At 38.8% G+C, this 18,045-nt stretch carries 10 protein-coding genes; 4 read left to right on the top strand and 6 right to left on the bottom strand.

Annotation, left to right across the window (positions count from 1 at the left end):
- Positions 1-4 precede the first annotated feature (4 nt).
- The 4 genes from D0T08_RS27975 to D0T08_RS17630 form a co-directional block, all read right to left on the bottom strand.
- Positions 5-1,213 (bottom strand): TolC family protein, encoded by a 1,209-nt coding sequence (locus tag D0T08_RS27975; protein WP_229238986.1) that lies wholly within the window; start codon positions 1,211-1,213, stop codon positions 5-7.
- Positions 1,210-4,332 (bottom strand): efflux RND transporter permease subunit, encoded by a 3,123-nt coding sequence (locus tag D0T08_RS17640; RefSeq protein ID WP_229238985.1) that lies wholly within the window; start codon positions 4,330-4,332, stop codon positions 1,210-1,212. Before D0T08_RS17640 ends, D0T08_RS27975 begins: the two co-directional genes overlap by 4 nt.
- Before the next feature lie 116 nt (positions 4,333-4,448).
- Entirely contained in the window at positions 4,449-4,835 is a 387-nt protein-coding gene (locus tag D0T08_RS17635) for a hypothetical protein (RefSeq protein ID WP_116983991.1), read from the bottom strand.
- Positions 4,836-4,953: 118 nt separating this feature from the next.
- Complete coding sequence (locus D0T08_RS17630; RefSeq protein ID WP_116984027.1) at positions 4,954-5,946, bottom strand: glycoside hydrolase family 43 protein; 993 nt, start codon at positions 5,944-5,946, stop codon at positions 4,954-4,956.
- Between the two features lie 399 nt (positions 5,947-6,345).
- Between D0T08_RS17630 and D0T08_RS17625 the strand changes: the two genes are divergently transcribed.
- Together D0T08_RS17625 and D0T08_RS17620 are read left to right on the top strand one after the other, a co-directional pair.
- On the top strand, positions 6,346-8,493 hold the full coding sequence (locus tag D0T08_RS17625; RefSeq protein WP_116983990.1) for a glycoside hydrolase family 97 protein: 2,148 nt from the start codon (positions 6,346-6,348) through the stop codon (positions 8,491-8,493).
- Between the two features lie 261 nt (positions 8,494-8,754).
- On the top strand, positions 8,755-11,031 hold the full coding sequence (locus tag D0T08_RS17620) for a PQQ-dependent sugar dehydrogenase (RefSeq protein WP_116983989.1): 2,277 nt from the start codon (positions 8,755-8,757) through the stop codon (positions 11,029-11,031).
- Positions 11,032-11,073: 42 nt separating this feature from the next.
- On the opposite strand, the gene D0T08_RS17615 is transcribed toward D0T08_RS17620, so the two are convergent.
- Together D0T08_RS17615 and D0T08_RS17610 are read right to left on the bottom strand one after the other, a co-directional pair.
- Positions 11,074-12,144: a Gfo/Idh/MocA family protein gene (locus D0T08_RS17615; RefSeq protein ID WP_116983988.1), complete on the bottom strand. Its 1,071-nt coding sequence runs from the start codon at positions 12,142-12,144 to the stop codon at positions 11,074-11,076.
- 74 nt (positions 12,145-12,218) lie between these two features.
- On the bottom strand, positions 12,219-15,704 hold the full coding sequence (locus D0T08_RS17610) for a M4 family metallopeptidase (RefSeq protein ID WP_116983987.1): 3,486 nt from the start codon (positions 15,702-15,704) through the stop codon (positions 12,219-12,221).
- 574 nt (positions 15,705-16,278) lie between these two features.
- Here D0T08_RS17610 and D0T08_RS17605 point away from each other — a divergent pair.
- Both D0T08_RS17605 and D0T08_RS17600 read left to right on the top strand, forming a co-directional pair.
- Entirely contained in the window at positions 16,279-16,821 is a 543-nt protein-coding gene (locus D0T08_RS17605; RefSeq protein ID WP_116983986.1) for a hypothetical protein, read from the top strand.
- Between the two features lie 20 nt (positions 16,822-16,841).
- Complete coding sequence (locus tag D0T08_RS17600; protein ID WP_116983985.1) at positions 16,842-17,771, top strand: c-type cytochrome; 930 nt, start codon at positions 16,842-16,844, stop codon at positions 17,769-17,771.
- Positions 17,772-18,045 lie beyond the last annotated feature (274 nt).

Genomic DNA, 18,045 nt, shown 5'->3' with positions numbered 1-18,045 from the left:
TCATTTATTCGATTCCTAAAAGTGTTTCTATCTGAATGATAGTATGGTTAAAATCTAAAACAGTTGAGAAATAATTATCTTTGATTTGCCATGCCTGCTGATTGGTTTGTATGAGTTCTACATACTCAATCTCGCCACTCTGGTAGCTTTTGATGGCGTTTTTAATCATTAATTCAGCCTGGGGCAGAGCAAAGTTTTCGTAATACTGAAGCGAGCTTCGATGCTTCTCATATGTCATTTTCAGCATATTCAATTGTGCATTCAATTGTGTCTCTATATGCTTTAATTGAGATTCAGCTATTTTTTCATTGACTTTCGCCGCCTCAACTCTGGCCTTCTGCGCTTTGGTGAAAATAGGTAAACCTATACCCCCCGAAACAACCATTTGATTATAATGATGCTCAATACTCTGGTTGATTAATCCAAGTCTGAAATCTGGCTTAAGTTTCTGTTTTTCGACATTCGTTGTTTGCTGACTGATAACTGTTTGTTGCTCAAATACTGAAAGAAGCGGGTTATTAGTCGGTGATAAAGCATTGATAACTACAGATGTATCTCTTTTTAGAGGAATATTGAAATCAAGTTTAAAATCCTGCTGACTATTTAACAAAAGCTTGAAATGCTGATAGGCTGTTTCTTCATCTTTCGCCAAAACTCTCAACCGATTATTAATTTCCTGCAAGCGTACCTCTGCACTAATCTTCTCCAATGAATTGGTTTCACCTGTCTTATACCTTGCTTCTGCAATACGCAAGGTATTTTGGTAGAGGCTATCCTGCTGCGCAAGTATCAGACGTAATTGCTGATAATAAAAAAGTTGATAATAGACTTGTTTCAGATTCCCCACTACCTCATTCTTCTGCAATGCTTCATTTTTCTGGCTGGCAACTACGCGGCTTTTTTGTAAATCGGTTTGTGCCTGATAAAGTTTGGGGTGCGAGAATTGTTGTACAAGCCCTAAGGTATAATCATTGGTATAATAGGTTTGAGTACGACCTAGCTGCACATCAAGATTGGTCTTTGCCAATTCTCTGGTTGTTTTCACCAATAATTGCTGTCCTTCGGTCTCTAAGCCACTAATTTTTAGCTGATAATTATTTTTATAAGCTAATTCAATACTCTGCTGTAAGGAAAGCGTCTGTGCTAAAACGCTATTGCTTGTGCATACAAGTAGCAGTAATAATATCTGATAGTATTTTATATAAGCTTTCATTGAACTTTGTCTTTATTAAATAAACTGTAAATAACAGGCAGTACAACGAGTGTAAGCAGAGTAGCTGAAATCAAGCCACCAATCACAACCGTAGCTAGGGGCTTCTGAACCTCGGCGCCTGCCGAGTGGGAAATAGCCATAGGCAAGAAACCTAGAGACGCCACGGAGGCAGTCATCAATACAGGACGGAAACGATTCTTAACACCTTGGAAAGTACGTTTGTAAATATCCAGATGTCCTTCATCTTCCAGCTGATTCAGGTGACTGATTAAGACAATTCCGTTAAGTACTGCTACACCGAATAAGGCAATGAACCCGACTCCAGCTGATATACTAAATGGCATGCCCCGAATCCACAGGGCTACAATACCCCCGATAGCCGACAGTGGAATGGCCGTGAAAATCATGAATGCCTGCCTGAATGAACGGAAAGTAAAATAGAGTAGCATAAAAATGAGCAGAAGCGCAATGGGTACAGCAATACCCAAGCGATCTTTGGCTTTTTGCAGATTTTCAAATGCACCGCCATAGACAAAATAATAACCTGCAGGCAGTTTTACCTGCGCATCTAATTTTTGCTGAATCTCACGCACCAGACTTTCTACATCGCGGTTTTGCGGACTAACACCAATGGTGATTCTTCGACGGGTGTTTTCGTGCGAGATTTGTGCAGGAGCTGTTATATAAGAGATTTCTGCTACTTCTTCAAAATTGATATAAGAACCGTTAGCAAGTTTTACATAAAGTGCCTTTACCCCTTCAATATCATTCCGATAAGTTGAATCCAGCCTCAATACCATATCGAATCGTTTTTCTTCTTCAAATACAGTTCCGGTTTTTTCTCCGGCAAAGGCTGTTTTCAGAACCAGATTCAGGTCTTCTATATTCAAGCCATATTGCGCCAGTTTTTCACGCTTATACACCACTGAAATCTGCGGTAAACCCACCAGACGTTCTATTTTTATGCTAGCTACGCCTTCAATTTTCTCAATTATTCTGGCACAGGCATTGGCTCTTTCGGCCAGTTTATCTAAATCGTTTCCGAAAATTTTTACCACAATTTCAGATCTTGAACCAGCAATCATTTCATTGAAACGCATTTGGATAGGCTGGGTAAATTCCACACTCATGCCTGGTACTTCCTGTTCAATTACTTCTGCCATTTTTTCGAACATTTCTTCTTTCGATTCTGCCGAAACCCATTCTGGTTTTTCCTTCATCGAAATCATCAGGTCCGACATCTCAACAGGCATAGGGTCGGTTGGTACTTCAGAAGCACCAATACGGCCTACTATCTGGTCTATTTCAGGAAAATGTTTTTTTAGTGTGTTTTGGGCCTTGGTAGTGGCTTCAATAGTGGCGGTTAAGGAGGTTCCAGGTGGCGTCTGGAAATCAATGGCAATATCACCTTCTTCCAGACTCGGGATAAATTCTCCACCTAATAGAGAAAAAACGACCAGACTGACTACGAACAAACCGAAAGCAATGCCTATCACCAGTTTTTTCTTCATCATTGCCCACTTGAATAGGGGACGATACCCATTGAAAATCGTATTAACGATTGTATCAGATAATTTGAAATGTTTGTTGCCTTCATTTTTTAGCAATAAGGCTGAAACGGCAGGTACGTAGGTTAAGGATAGTATCAAGGCCGATACAATAGCTAAACTTACTGTAATAGCCATAGGTTGGAACATTTTTCCTTCTACTCCTGAAAGGGTTAATAGCGGGAGGTAAACTGTAAGAATAATGATTACTCCAAAAATAGCCGAATTAAGTATTTTTGAAGCAGCTCTGAATACTAACCCGTCCATCTCTGATTGGGATAATTGTGCTTTTTCGGGGATATGATTTTTGTCTTGCAGATAGTGTAAAATTCCTTCAACCACTATAATGGAGCCATCAATAATAAGTCCGAAATCAATAGCCCCCAGGCTCATCAGGTTGGCCGAGATACCCAGAGTATTCATTAAACTCAAAGTTACCAACATGGACAGCGGGATAACTGAAGCCACCAATAGTCCTGCTCTGATACTTCCCATTAATAATACCAATACAAAAACCACAATCAATCCCCCTTCTATGAGATTGGTCTCTACGGTATGAATGGCTTTATCAATTAGTTTTGTGCGATCGATAAAAGCGCTAATCTCTAAGCCCTCCGGTAGTGTTTTCTGAATGCGATCGATGCGCTCCTTTACACCTTTAATAGTTTTTTCTGAATCAGCTCCTTTCAGCATGAGTACTACTGCACCCACAGTTTCACCTTTACCGTTTTGAGTCATGGCACCAAAGCGATTGGCGTGTCCAAACTGTACAGTTGCTACTTCTCTTACTAATAAGGGCGTACTGCCAACCGTCTTGATGACGATATTTTCAATATCTGATAAGGTTTTAGCTGTTCCTTCACCTCTGATAAAGTAAGCCTGATTATTTTTCTCAATATAGCTACCGCCTGTATTAGCATTGTTGCGGCTCAAGGCATCATATAATTCAGCCAGACTGATGTTATTAGCCCGCAAACGCTCCGGATTGGCGCTAACCTCATATTGTTTCACATATCCCCCGAAACTACTGATTTCAATCACACCTTTTACGCCAGCTAACTGGCGTTTGATAATCCAGTCCTGAATAGTGCGTAGGTCAGTCAGCGAATATTTATTTTCATATCCTTTTTTCGGAAGAATAGTATATTGATAAATTTCGCCTAGTCCTGTTGTAATAGGTGCTAATTCTGGTTTGCCAAAATGCGTAGGGATTTTATCTTCGGTTGCTTTTAGCTGCTCAGCTACTAATTGCCTTGCTTGCAGCATTGGCATAGATTCATCAAATACAATAGTAATAACCGATAGGCCCAGGCGTGAAGTAGAGCGTATTTCTTCAACGCCTTGCAGGTTTGCCATTTGCTGCTCAATAGGAGAGGTGATGTATTGTTCAACCTCCTGAGCGGCCAGTGTAGGCGTTTGCGATAGAATAACAACCTGATTATTAGTTACGTCAGGAATGGCATCAATAGGCAATTGAGTAAGCGAATAACCTCCCCAGCCAACCAGCGCCAATACCATCATACCAATAATGATTTTATTATTGATACTGAATTTTATTATGGCATCAAACATGATGAGAATACTAAATAAGAATAAGCAATTGTAAAATGATAAATACAACAACCAGCCCTAAATCTGTGCGCACAGATTTACAGCCCATTGTGATTCAGAAAGAAAATGACAATTGCTTATGCTCGGGGAGGATTCAAAAGGCTTTTCTCAGCAGAAAAGACATAATTATTTAACCAACTGAAATGGTCTTCTTTTTCAACAAAAGACAGCGTAGGAGTATCGTTCGAAAAAGAAATAAACGAAGGAATGACATATAGATAGCTTACACCATGCATATCAAAAGAGGGTAGACTGGGGTGCTTGGTTTTGGCATGTGGTGAGTCGGCGGAATAGTGCATTACCAGAAAATCCCATACGTTAAAATTTTTAGGCGCGTCTCTTTTGTGTAGATAATAATGCGAAACAAGTTCCGAAAGCTTAATGGATTGACCCCAGTTAACTTTCGGAACCAGACTACCTAAAAAGATAGTAACAAACAATATGACGGCAATAAAGCGGCGCAACTATTGAGAAATGTTTTTACAAATATAATAATCTCCCTACTTATGAATCATTAAAATCGACCAAAAGCACTTTTCAGGGGATTTTTGTCGATAATTCATAATAATTTAAATAGTTACCTTACTTAATACTGCTTTTCTCAACACCCTCATTAGTAATGATCACAGGCTTGATTAATCCTTGCTCGTCAAAATACATTTTATCTATACAGGTTGCTCTTGAATTACCATCTTTTTCGCTTAAAGGTCTTCTATGATACACAATATACCAATCCTTGCTTTTGGGGTCATGAATCACCGAATGGTGGCCTGCACCAGTAGCAATTTCAGGGTTTTGTTGCAATATTTTGCCGATACGCTTAAATGGCCCGAAAGGAGAGTCAGCAATAGCATAGGCTACACTATAATTAGGACCTGTCCAGCCACCTTCCGACCACATGAAATAGTATTTTCCATCTTTTTTGAACATAAACGGCCCTTCAACATAACTTTCAGGAGTTATTTCCTTGAATATACTTCCATCTTCAAATGGGATAAAACCTGTGAAATCTTTTTTCAAGTGAGCAATATTACAGTGTCTCCAACCGCCATAAATCAGGTAATATTCGTCTTTGTCTTTATATACAAACTGGTCAATAGGTTGTGCGCCATTGTGAAATTTGTCAACTAAAGGTTTTCCAAGAAGATCTTTATACGGCCCCTCGGGCTTATCTGCAACAGCTACACCAATACCTCCCAATTCTTTATCACTCTGAATATCATTAGCACCGAAAAACAGATAATATTTTTTGTCTTTTTCAATAATCGAGGGTGCCCACATAGCACGTTTCGCCCATTTTACACTGGCTGTATCTAATATTCTTTCGTGCTTTGTCCAATTGACCAAATCAGGTGAAGAAAAGGCATCAAAGAAAACCTGCTTACCATAGGGAGCAGAGAAAGTTGGGTATATCCAGTACTTTTTGCCAAAAATGATAGCTTCCGGGTCGGCATACCAGCCTGGAAAAATTGGGTTGCCAGATGTTTTCTTATCCTGAGCATTGGTCTGGTAATTGATCGTAACTATTAAAAAACTAAAGAGTAAGGTTTTAAGGTTAAATAAGTTTTTAAGCATCATGATGTTTAAGCATTGATATTATTTAAGGACGTAAATATACAGGCAATAACGTACGAATAGAATATAACATTAAAAAATGATGGATAATTTGGTATATACGAAGCTTAAACCCGTAAAACTTTATATTCAATCCTGAAATTTTTGGATTATCTTTACCATTGCTTTGATATAAACAAGAAAAGTTCTCTGCTCCAGTTGTATTGGTAAAGCTTTTGTTGTGTTCAGTTACGCAAGGCATTGCACAAAATTAGAATTATTAAATTTGTCAAGAATTTACCTGTTGAACCAAAGTATAAACTCTATACGTTTGGCTGAAATATCCATTGCTTTATAGATACTTCGTCGTGCGTTCTGAGCAAATCTTCGGTACAGAGGTTGAAAACATTTATCCCTCTTATGAGTAACCGACTCCTACTTATTTTATTAAGTGCTTTCTACTTTTCCACATTACAAAAAACAACCGGACAAAGCTGGAGCGTATCTTCTCCCAATAGTAAAATCAGGGCAACAGTTGAATTAAGGCAACCTGATAAAAATCTGGTCTATTATGTGGATTATATAGAAAACGCAACGACTGACCAGGTGGTAAACCCATCAGATTTGGGTGTGCGAAGAATGGACGAGCTTTTTGCCAGTAACTTCAGCTTTGAAGGAATTACCACCCGAAGCATCGATGAAAATTATCAGAATGCATCAGGTAAAAAGCTAAATCTGAGAAATCATGCCAATGAAATGACTGTCAGTTTCAAAGTCAATAATAAATTGATGAATGTCGTTTTTCGTGCCTATGATGATGGTGTGGCTTTCAGATATGTGTTTCCCGAAACATCCGGTGGAGATTATTATGTAACGGGTGAAAACACGACTTTCCAATTACCAACTGATGGAAACGCCTGGATACAGGAGTATGCCAGTTTTCAACCGGTGAACGAAAAGTTTTTTACTAATGGCACAACAATGAACCAAGGCATCGGGACTCATTCAACATTTCCGGCGCTATTTAAAACTTCGAAGTTCTGGCTTCTTCTGACAGAGGCAGATTTACAGGATAATTTCTTTGCCAGCCATTTTGATGTTTATTATGGTAACGGCACTTTCAGACTTTCGCCACCTGACCAGAATGATGGTAACGGGTTTGTTAACTTTGCTAAGTCGAGCTTGCCCTGGGTAATGCCCTGGCGTGTAATTGTGATAGGCAAGGAGAATAAGACCATTGTAGAGTCAAACCTGGTAAGTAATTTAAGTGCGCCCTCAACCATTGCAGACATTTCGTGGATTCAACCCGGTTTAACGGCCTGGAGTTGGTGGTCAGACCTTTATAGTCCAACTGATTATATAGATTCTAAAAATTATATTGATTTTGCTTCTACTTTTAAATTACCATATGCATTAATAGACGTAGACTGGAATAAAATGAGTAATGGTGGCAATATCAATGACCTTATTAATTATGCCCATACAAAAAATGTAAAGATATGGCTCTGGTATAATTCGGGAGGGCCATCTAATCAGATAGATGCTCAGCCAAGAGACCTTATGCACGTAAGGGAAATAAGAAGAAATGAGTTTCAGCGCATAAAGAATCTGGGTGTAAAAGGAGTAAAGGTAGATTTTTTTCAGAGCGATAAGCAGGAGATAATCAAACTATATTTAGATATACTAAAAGATGCGGCTGATTATCAGTTAATGGTAAATTTCCATGGTTGTACAGTGCCTAAGGGGTGGGAGAGAACCTACCCTAATTTAGTAACGATGGAGGCAATAAAAGGAGCCGAAGCCTATATATTTGACGGAGATAATTTTAGGCCTAATACACCTGCTCATCATACTATTTTGCCTTTTACCCGCAATGCCATTGGCTCAATGGATTATACACCTGTGATTATCGGAGAGGGGCGTGGAGTAGTTCATTATACTACCGATGTACACGAAATTGCCTTGCTAAATACCTTTGAATCAGGCCAAACCCATCTGGTAGATATGGCACAGAGCTACTTGGGCTTGCCACCTATTGCACAGAAAATGGTTCAGGAGTTCCCGACAACCTGGGATGAAACGCATCTGATAGACGGTTACCCTGGTACTCATGTCATAATGGCGAGAAGAAAAGGAAATAACTGGTATATTTCGGGCATTAATGGCTTGAATGAAGAAAAAACAGTCAATCTCAGTTTCTCACTTATTTCTAGTGGAGAGTATACCAAGCAATCTTTAAAAGATGGCAATACGCCAAGAGACATTGTTTCGACAGAAACAAATACTGCCATTCAGACAAACTTTAATATCAACGAAGTGATGAAACCTTATGGCGGTTTCCTTATAGTTTTAAAAAGAAAAGGCTGTCAGGAATCCTATACGATTACCGGCGCAGCTAATGATTTAATGAATGAATATAAAGTATCCAATAAAATAACTTCATCGGTAGAAATACTATCTAATAGAAATGTAATCTACGACGCAGGCAAATCAATTGACTTAATAAATGGTTTTGAAGTAAAGCCAGGAGGAAATTTTACTGCTAAAATGGGAGGTTGTAATAATTAAGATTTAGACTTTAGGTAAAAATCAAGCTAAAATTCGTACCAATTGCTATTGTATTAATAGCAATTAGTGCGAATTTTGGCTTTAAAAGCGACTTGAAAAGTATAGAAAAAATAAATAATTAAAATTTAATTTATCAGCTATCAAACCATTTTAGTGTAATTGCAGTCATAAATTTAATACAAGGTAAATAGCCTTTTATTCGTTATATTTAGAGACTAAACATTACATTCCCGTATTATCCTATATTCACTACAACCAAATATGAAACGACCAGGTTATTATCTACTTTTTTTCTTGTTCTTTTTTTCACTACAGAGTTTTGCGCAACCTACAGGTTTTGTTGATGAACAGGTTTCAGATGGCTGGACGATACCAGTAGGCTTAACCTTTGATAAACAAGGTAGAATGTTTGTATGGGAGAAAGCAGGCAAGGTATTTATGGTTGAAAATGGCGTAAAGAATCCTGCGCCGATTATTGATATTAGTAAAGAGGTTTTAGATTTCAACGATCATGGACTGAATGGCGTAGCACTTGACCCCGATTTTCTGAATAATGGCTATATTTATTTGCTATATGCAGTAAAACGTCACCATGCTTTATATTTTGGCACGCCAAATTATGATACTACCAATGCTGATGGCTTCAAAACTACAATCGGGCGTTTAACGCGTTATACACTTAATAAAGCTGATGGTTTCAAAAAGTTTAATGAAAGCAGCCGGAAAGTATTACTAGGAGAGAGTATCTCGACAGGCATTCCGATTTTGGTAGATAATCATGGGGTAGGTTCTTTAGTATTTGGTACAGATGGTACTCTGTTGGTTACTGCAGGCGATGCTGCTCTTGCCAGTGAGCCACCAAGTGACGATACCCAGAATCCCTGGTTTTTAGAGGCTATATCAGTAGGAATTATTACTGCCGAGCAGAATGTGAATGCTTACAGAAGCCAGGTATTGAGTTCGCTGAATGGCAAAATGCTACGCATTGACCCTGCGACGGGGAATGGTGTAGCTTCTAACCCATTTTATGAATCTAATAATCCTCGTTCTTCCCGCTCGCGTATCTGGGCTTATGGCTTGCGTAATCCGTTTCGTTTTACTGTACAACCCAAAACAGGGAGTACTAATCCGGCAGATGGTAATCCGGGGACAATTTTTGTGGGGGATGTGGGTTGGAGCCATCGGGAAGAAATTAACATTATCAGCAAAGGCGGTCAGAATTTTGGTTGGCCATCTTTCGAAGGTATCAGTTATACCAATGAATCGTACAGCAACCCAACTTTTAAACCAACTAATCCTGTATTACCAATTATTGAATGGCGGGGGCCTCTGGCGCAGGCTCTGGTAAATAGTGAGGTGTATGGGGTAGGGTCTGCTCAATTTAAGGGAAGAGCGTTTACTGGGAATTCTTCTATCGGTGGGGTATTTTATGACCTGACTGCCTTTCCAGAGGCTTTTCGGAATCTCTATTTTCAAGGCGATTATGAAGGTTGGGTAAAAGCTTTTCGTTTAGATGAAAAAAATAATCCGATAGAAGTAATTGATTTTACAGATAGGGTTAATCCTACTTGTTTTGCTGTGAATCCTGCTGATGGGAGCCTTTATTATGTAAGCTACCTTTACCCGGATATACATGAAGTAAGAAAGATAACCTTTGATCCGAATGCTAATTTAAGGCCTGTATTAGTAGCCGAAGCTTCACCAATCTATGGTACCAGCCCATTGACAGTTAATTTTAAAGCTAGTGATTCAAAAGACCCTGAGAATGGTCCTTTAGGCTTCTTCTGGGATTTTGGGGATGGCAAAAACTCAAACCTGGCTAACCCTACGCATACCTATATAGCTGTGTCAACCGAGCCTCAAATCTTCAAAGCAACATTAAAAATTACAGACAATATAGGGAAGTCAGATACAAAGACTTTTGTAATCTATCTGAATAATACACCGCCGACCATTACGAATACAAGCATTGATAAAGTCAATTCATTTGACAATAGCAAAGACTTTGAAGTTAACCTTTCAGCTACGGTAACAGATAAGGAACAAACTGATTTGACCTACCAGTGGTTGGTTGTACTTCATCATGATGAGCATACGCATTTTGTAAGCAGTTTCAGAAAAACAGAGGGAAAAATAGTGTTAGGACAAGTACCTTGCGATAGCCAGGCCTACTTCTACAGAGTAAGTTTGACAGTAGCTGATCCGTTGGGTTTAAGTGCTATTTATTACAAAGATATTAAGCCTCTTTGTCCGGGTGATACAACTTCTGATCCAGATACAGACCCGGTGATTTTGAGTGTTTATCCGAATCCGACAAAAAATACGATTGAATTGCTGGCAAGTAATGATCTAGATAATCATCTGATTAGACTGAGGTTATTACGCAATACAGGGCAATTAATCAGTGAACGAGAGGGCTATTGGAAAATACTCAAAGGACAACTCAATAATGATTTATCAGACCAGAGTTCTGGTATCTATTTATTAAATGTGAGGTTTGGAGAGAAGAATAAAATTTTCAGGATTTATAAGGAGTGAGAAAAAGCCGGATAGCAATGAATGTTATCCGGCTTTTTCGTTTTATAGAAGTACAACTTGTCCTGTTCTTACTGATTCATCGCAGGCAAAAGCAATTTTTAAGCTATTTACTGCATCCTGAACATGGTCTGTCAGGTCAACGTCTTCCTGAATAGCTTTCAGAAAATAGCGTTGTTCTCTATTACAAAGTTCCTGATGGTCCGGCTCATCTGTCAGATTGATCCAGGTATCTTCTTTAACAAAGTTATTGCTGGCATCAATATCTGCATGGTGGAAACGCAAAGATTCTGTTTTGGTATGAGAATCTACATTATCTGATTTCCCACTACCGCCTGCTTCTTTAGCAACAATGGATACACAACCCTTAGGGCCAATTACGTCTTTCACAAAAAAGGCCGTTTCGCTCATCATCGGACCCCATCCTGCTTCATACCAACCCACTGAGCCATCTTCAAATCTGATTTGTAGCTGACCATAGTTATAATTGGTATCAGCTATATCATTAGTTAAACGTGCACCAATAGCTGTCACCTGTAAAGGTTTCGAGCGGGTCATCTGGCACATCACGTCAATATAATGCACGCCGCAATCAACAATCGGGCTCAGACTTTTCATGAGATTACGATGTACGTCCCACATATTGCCATGACTCTGTTGATTCAGATTCATACGCATTACCAAAGGCTTGCCTAGTTGGTGAGACAATTCTACGAATTTCTCCCATGATGGATGGTGACGCAAAATATAACCTACAACTACTTTTTTACCTGTTTGTTTGGCTATAGCAGCCACCCTCTCGGCTCCCTCTACCGTATCTGCCAATGGTTTTTCAATAAACACATGGGCACCACTTTCAAGTGCTTTGATAGCAAATGCTTCGTGGGTATCAGGATAGGTTGAGATACAAACAGCATCCGGTTTGGTTGCTGCAAGGGCTTCTTCATAATCTGAAAATAAATCATAGCCACCGCCTAAACGTTCGTTTAATACTTCTTTGCTTTTTCCGGTTGAAACAATTCCACAAATTTCAAATCCATCATTGGTGTGATAAGCCATGGCATGAGAAGCACCCATGTTTCCACAACCAACTACTAATACACGAATCGGACTCATAAGTTTGATTTTAGGGTTGTACAAAATCAGCAGGCTTTGTTGCCTGCTGATACAAAATTACCTTAATTTTATGATTATTCTCTTATAATTTTTCTCGACACGCTACCATGCGAGGTTTCTATTTTCAATACATACATTCCTTTCGCCAATTGACTTATATTGAACGAATTATTAGCTGATAGCTTGTATGCGTGCATTGCTCTAATTCCGGTCGGAGCAAAGAATGTAGCTTCTTTAAAAATAACACCTGCAGGCAGATCAATTTTCAATTCATCACTGGCAGGATTAGGATAAAGGCTTACTTTGATGTTTTCATCTAATTCTGTAGCTAATACCACAGGTTTGACATTCACTGCTGTAGATAAAGCACTGGCACAACCATCATCTGTAACCGATCTTACGGCATAATTCCCTCCGGCATTACTTGGGGTGATGGTAGCTTGTGTCAGACCATTTACGGCATTTCCGTCAAGATACCATTGATATTTGGTGCCACCGGAAGCTACTAAATTACCACCACTAGCGGTTATTTTTGGTGTAGAGGGTACAACGCAAAAAGTTTGAGAGGCACTTGCCGAGTTGAACTGACTATTACCTACCTGGAATGCCTGAACTTTTACTTTCCCAGGCTTTGAACCCAATGTTATTCTACTCCCATTAACAGTTGCGTCACCTGATTCAACAGCATATTGTACCGGTAGTTTAGAACTTGCAGTAGCTGCAAGGGTAAAAGAGGTACTTGGGTTTTTGTCAGTAATAGAGCCAAAAGAAATAGTCTGGTCAGTTTTAGTAGGTAAGGCTCTGTTACCTTGCGCATACCAAACTGCCCATTTGGCATCAGTTATCCATGTTTGTACACTGCCGGAAGGTGAAATCTTGTTTTTCTGTAAATTAATATACTGAACTATTTCCTGATCATCATTCGTAGAATTAAAGATTAATTTATCATCTAAACGCGTATAGCCCGGATAGCCAATATCATTATTTTCATTAATAATATCAATGTCATTATTCTCAATATCTACACCTATCTGATAATAGACATCAGGTTCATCGGAAGAAAAATAGTCAAACGCAATAATGTTCTGGTTGTTTTTTGATAAAGCAGGATTACCGATACTTTCACCCTCTTCTAAATCTGTAAATAGTTTTTCTATTTTTCCATCTCCAAAAGTTTTTTTAGCGGCATCCCATACTCTGATCAGACCTACATCCCAGTAATCAATTTCACCGGATACGCTGCTTAATTTGTTAAAGGCATCATAAATAATAATTTCACCCGAGTAATCCCATTCGAACGAGTCAGCAAAGAATACTTCACCTGTACTAACCCCTGATGAATAGGTTGGATTATATAATTTAAACTTAACTCCTTTATTATTATTTTCAAGGTCGAATACATACATATAAGGTTCTTCCTCTTTTGTTAATCCTGCCACTCTTTTACCATCTTTCGAAATCGCTACATTATCCCAAGCAGCGTCGCTGGTTAATTTGTCCTCCTTAAAAGTGCCCGTCAATGCAATGCGGCGGATATTCTGATCTTTTCCGACAAAATAAGCATATTGGCCGTCGTCCGTAACACTAGGTTTGCTTAAACAACCACTAGAAGAGATCAGCTTAAATTCTATGTTATGAATTTTTGTGACATCATTGATTTTTGCCGTATAGAGCTTATCACTAGCAGGGTCAAATACCAAAACAAAGTCCCCACCATTATTTACAGGGATAGTCTGTGGCGTTGGGTCTGGGGTAGGATTACCCGTATTACCCGATGGGTCGGCAATACCTACCGAATCAAAGGCTGCTTTAGCCGCATTTACAACAGCAGAATTAGCACCATATAAATCAGTAGCTGCTCTTACTACTGCCAGACGTGCATCAACAAACTTAGATGTACGGGTTAAGTAATTGGTTAGTGCTCTGTAATATACCAGTTCGGCTTTGTCTTTGCCAACAGATGCATTGGTAGCAAACAAATAAAAAGCCTGATTCGGAATGCCGCTATTAATATGTACTCCACCATTGTCTTGTTCCTCTGTATTTTCCAGATACAAGTATTGCGACATATTTTTAGGCTGATAACCCGGGTCTTTTGTGCCGCCCTGATTAGGATTCTGTAAACTACGCAAAGCACCTGATGGATAAGCTCCGGCCTTAATTACATCTTCTCCTAAAGTCCAGTCGTCGCGGTCAATCATAGCGCCAAAAATATCAGCAAAAGATTCATTTAAAGCTCCCGATTGATTCTGATACTCTAAACGCGCTGAGGCTTCTACTACCCCGTGTGTCATTTCGTGTCCTGCTACGTCTAATGCTCCTGCTAAAGGTTTGAAAGCATCGCGGCCATTACCATAGCCCATAAATGCCCCGTTCCAATAAGCATTGTCCATACCCTTGCCATCTTCGTCAGCGATATTAATTACCGAAATTACCGTACTTCCTTTACCATCTAAAGAGTTACGGTTGAATTTTGTACGATAATAATCATAGCAAAGACCAGCATTATAATGTGCCGAAACAGAATTGGCATTCCAACTCGTACCGGTACTTGATACAACATGAGAATATTTGGTATTATTTGATGGCGTATTTTTGGCATCAATCGTCAGAATACCACCAATGGGGTTATCAGGCAGTTTAGAGGTAGCTTTATTATACATGGGTCTTTGGGTGTCAATCATGTAATAAGTGCCTCCAAATTGCTGAATATTTACGGTACGTGTCACATTGTTGAGGTCTTTGGCCGAAGCTGTAAAAGGCCCGTCTAATGCACAGGTATGATTAAATTTCTTGAGAATTTCGCCACTGTTAGCATCTATAAAATATACCCAACGCTCCAGTATATTCGGTCTGATAGTGAGGTAATAAGTAAGTCTTGCATCTAATCCCTTTTCATCGGTATGATAAATCATCAATTCAGATGCATGGTCTTGTTTGATGAAGCTATTACTTATGTCTTTTTGTACGATTGATTTCTTGGCTACATCTGCCATTGCCAGTTCCATAGCTTTTGCTTCCGAAATTTGTGGTTGTACAGATGCCATTTTGGGAGTTGCAAAGTTACGGCCATTCAGCGTTTCTATTTTGTTGTCTCTGGAGTGCAGCCATATTTCGCCACCGTAGATAGGTACATTCTTGTACTTTTGTTGCAGTTGCATGTGAGTCATGCCTATGGCATCAATTTCAGTGGCTTGCACTACCAATTCCTGGTTCGGGTCTTGTATTTGCAAAGTGGTTTTTACCTCAGCTAAAAAGTTGGTCGCCAAGGCCTGCGCACTCAAACGGGTTTTATTATCAGGCTTTGAGAAGTTCTCAATCATCAGTATTCTGCCTGTTTCAGGGTCTTTGGTAACTTTGTATTTACTGATGAGTTTGGTTGAAAGCCCTTTAGTACCTAGCTGTCTCGCATTTTTATCAATCTTCTCGCCTTGAATTTCCAAGAAATCACCTGTTGGTTTATGGCTTTTATCTGCTGTTGATTTGTGTTTTCGCTCAAATCCTTTTTGGGCCAGCGTAGAAGTAGTAATAAATAGTAAAAGAATAAAGGTTAGTCTCATAATAGGCGCGTTTATTAGTTCAAAGTACTAAGTTTTCTGGTCTTAAATGAAATTATATGTAGCTATTGTATTGATATTCAGATAAATACGTATACAGTAAATTTGAAAGATATACGAGTGGTTGTAATTATATTGAACCGTTTTATTGGTCTTTGATAACTGTTGATGTTGCGTAGAACAAAACTACAAAATTTATGGCGAGTACAATAAAATTGCTCTTAGAAAAAAGAAAATAAAGAGGAGATTTTTCTACATACAATTCATTTAACAATTGAAAAGAGAGCAAACTGGTATTTGTTCTATGGTAGCATTTCAAAGAAAAATATTATAAATGCTTTTTATTGCGGGCAGGTAAGTACGAAAATTTCAAAACCCCATCTGGATATATTTACAAAGCCAAATTTCTTCCTGAATCTAACATCTTTAGCTATAGTTAATCAGGCTCTTTTTTCTTGTAATACCCTCTTCTCAAAAAAATACAGTTCGTTCATTAATTGCCCCAACTCATCCTATTTATCATTTCTTCTATCAATGAGCCATAATAGTTTTGTCGAAGAAACTAAAAAACGAATTTATGAAAAAGTTATTTGTAACAATCACCGTATTGTTTTCCTCATTGCTGATGAGCTGTGAGGTAGACAATATCAAGGCTGAATATGGAAGAGGCCCCAGGACGGAAGTGCCTATGAGCATACAAGGTAGCTGGATGTTCGGGCAGTTTTCTATGACCGAATACTGGAGCCAAGATCCTGCATCTTATGCAGGTAATGCCTTACAACTGGCTATTGCCTTTAAGTTTAATGATAATGGCACTTATGAACAATACTTTACCTCTGGTACTACCAATACCACAGGCCAAACCTATCAACAATCGGTTACTAAAGGGACGGTAGAAGTAAATGCCTCTGCCAAGACTATTACTACACACGCCTACTCTTCTAAATATCGTCGCACGGTTAATGGAAAAATAGTTGAAGACCGTGAGTTGGGCGAAAATGAAATGACTAAAGATAATACGTATCACTATACTTTAGATACAGAAGCAAACGGTACAAGAGTCATTAATCTTACCATCGACGGTACCAATAGTTCATTGCCATTTCAAAAGAAATTTTAATTTAAAATATCCAGTTAATCATGAAAACATTTCTTAAAATCTTAAAATGGGTAGGTATTTCTCTAGTGAGCTTGGTTGCAGTATTTGCAGTGGTAGTATCATTACGCCAGAATCTTACTTATGAAGCACCTTATCCAAATATCACAGCCAGTAAAGATAGCGCTATCATAGCACATGGACGTAATTTAGCCTTGGGACCAGCCCACTGTGCTTCTTGCCATAGTACTGAAAATGCAGATTCATTAATAGCACTAGGCCAGGAAGTACCGTTAAGTGGAGGATATGCCTTTAAAATACCTCCGGTTGCTACTATATATACGCCTAATATTACGCCTGATTCAATACATGGTATTGGGAAGCGTACTGATGGAGAGATAGCCCGTGCACTACGTTACGGTGTCCGTGCTGATGGAACAGCAATGTTTGACTTCATGCCTTTTCATAATGTATCAGATGAAGATTTAACAGCACTCGTTTCTTATGTGCGTTCGCTAAAACCTGTCAATAAACCAAGAAAAGAAAACGAGTTCGAGCCTATGGGTAGAATAGTAAAAGCATTTCTGGTAGAACCTGTCGGGCCTGATGAAAAAATCCAGAAATCGGTGAAGATAGATTCTACTGCAGAATATGGACGCTATCTCGCACACAATGTGGCTAACTGCGTGGGTTGTCATACACGCAGAGGCCTCGCTGGCGGCTATACAGGTGAATTATTTGCCGGTGGCAATAATATAGGAGGACTTATTACACCAAATATTACGACTGACAGTTCGAGCCGGATTTATGGATGGAGTGAAGAGGCTTTTATTGCACGCTTGAAAGGTGGCAAGGTTATTCCGCAAAGCGAAATGCCCTGGAACTCATTCAAAAGAATGAATGATACTCAATTAAAGGCTATCTACAGATATTTGCAAACTGTGAAGCCTGCCAAGATGCCAAAAGAGGGATAAAAATTGAATTATAGTGTTGTTTTATATAGTTAGAGTATTTAGAAAATAAAGTGAAAATCAAAAAGGTCGAGACTTCTGGTTCCGACCTTTTTTTATAGGCTATATTCTAGGATATGAATAAGATGGTTCGGATTACAATAATTTCAAATGACAAGCATTTAAAATGAAATATCCCTACCGGGCACACCAGTAGGGATAATATATCAATAGTAAAGGTTAGAAATTTTTTAAAGTAATGTCTCGCTGATAATATATTTTAGAACTTAATCTATTT

It is taken from the genome of Emticicia sp. C21 (genome assembly GCF_003418935.1).
Lineage (GTDB): Bacteria > Bacteroidota > Bacteroidia > Cytophagales > Spirosomataceae > Emticicia.
Note: the sequence above shows the minus strand (reverse complement) of the source record. Positions and strands in the feature narration are given on the sequence as shown.

Excerpts from the sequence above, each read along its gene's own strand:
- D0T08_RS17615 (WP_116983988.1), bottom strand. The coding sequence starts at position 12,144 with ATGAGTCCGATTCGTGTATTAGTAGTTGGTTGTGGAAACATGGGTGCT.
- D0T08_RS17600 (WP_116983985.1), top strand. The coding sequence starts at position 16,842 with ATGAAAACATTTCTTAAAATCTTAAAATGGGTAGGTATTTCTCTAGTG.
- D0T08_RS17630 (WP_116984027.1), bottom strand. The coding sequence starts at position 5,946 with ATGCTTAAAAACTTATTTAACCTTAAAACCTTACTCTTTAGTTTTTTA.
- D0T08_RS17625 (WP_116983990.1), top strand. The coding sequence starts at position 6,346 with ATGAGTAACCGACTCCTACTTATTTTATTAAGTGCTTTCTACTTTTCC.
- D0T08_RS17640 (WP_229238985.1), bottom strand. The coding sequence starts at position 4,332 with ATGTTTGATGCCATAATAAAATTCAGTATCAATAATAAAATCATTATT.
- D0T08_RS17605 (WP_116983986.1), top strand. The coding sequence starts at position 16,279 with ATGAAAAAGTTATTTGTAACAATCACCGTATTGTTTTCCTCATTGCTG.
- D0T08_RS17620 (WP_116983989.1), top strand. The coding sequence starts at position 8,755 with ATGAAACGACCAGGTTATTATCTACTTTTTTTCTTGTTCTTTTTTTCA.
- D0T08_RS27975 (WP_229238986.1), bottom strand. The coding sequence starts at position 1,213 with ATGAAAGCTTATATAAAATACTATCAGATATTATTACTGCTACTTGTA.
- D0T08_RS17610 (WP_116983987.1), bottom strand. The coding sequence starts at position 15,704 with ATGAGACTAACCTTTATTCTTTTACTATTTATTACTACTTCTACGCTG.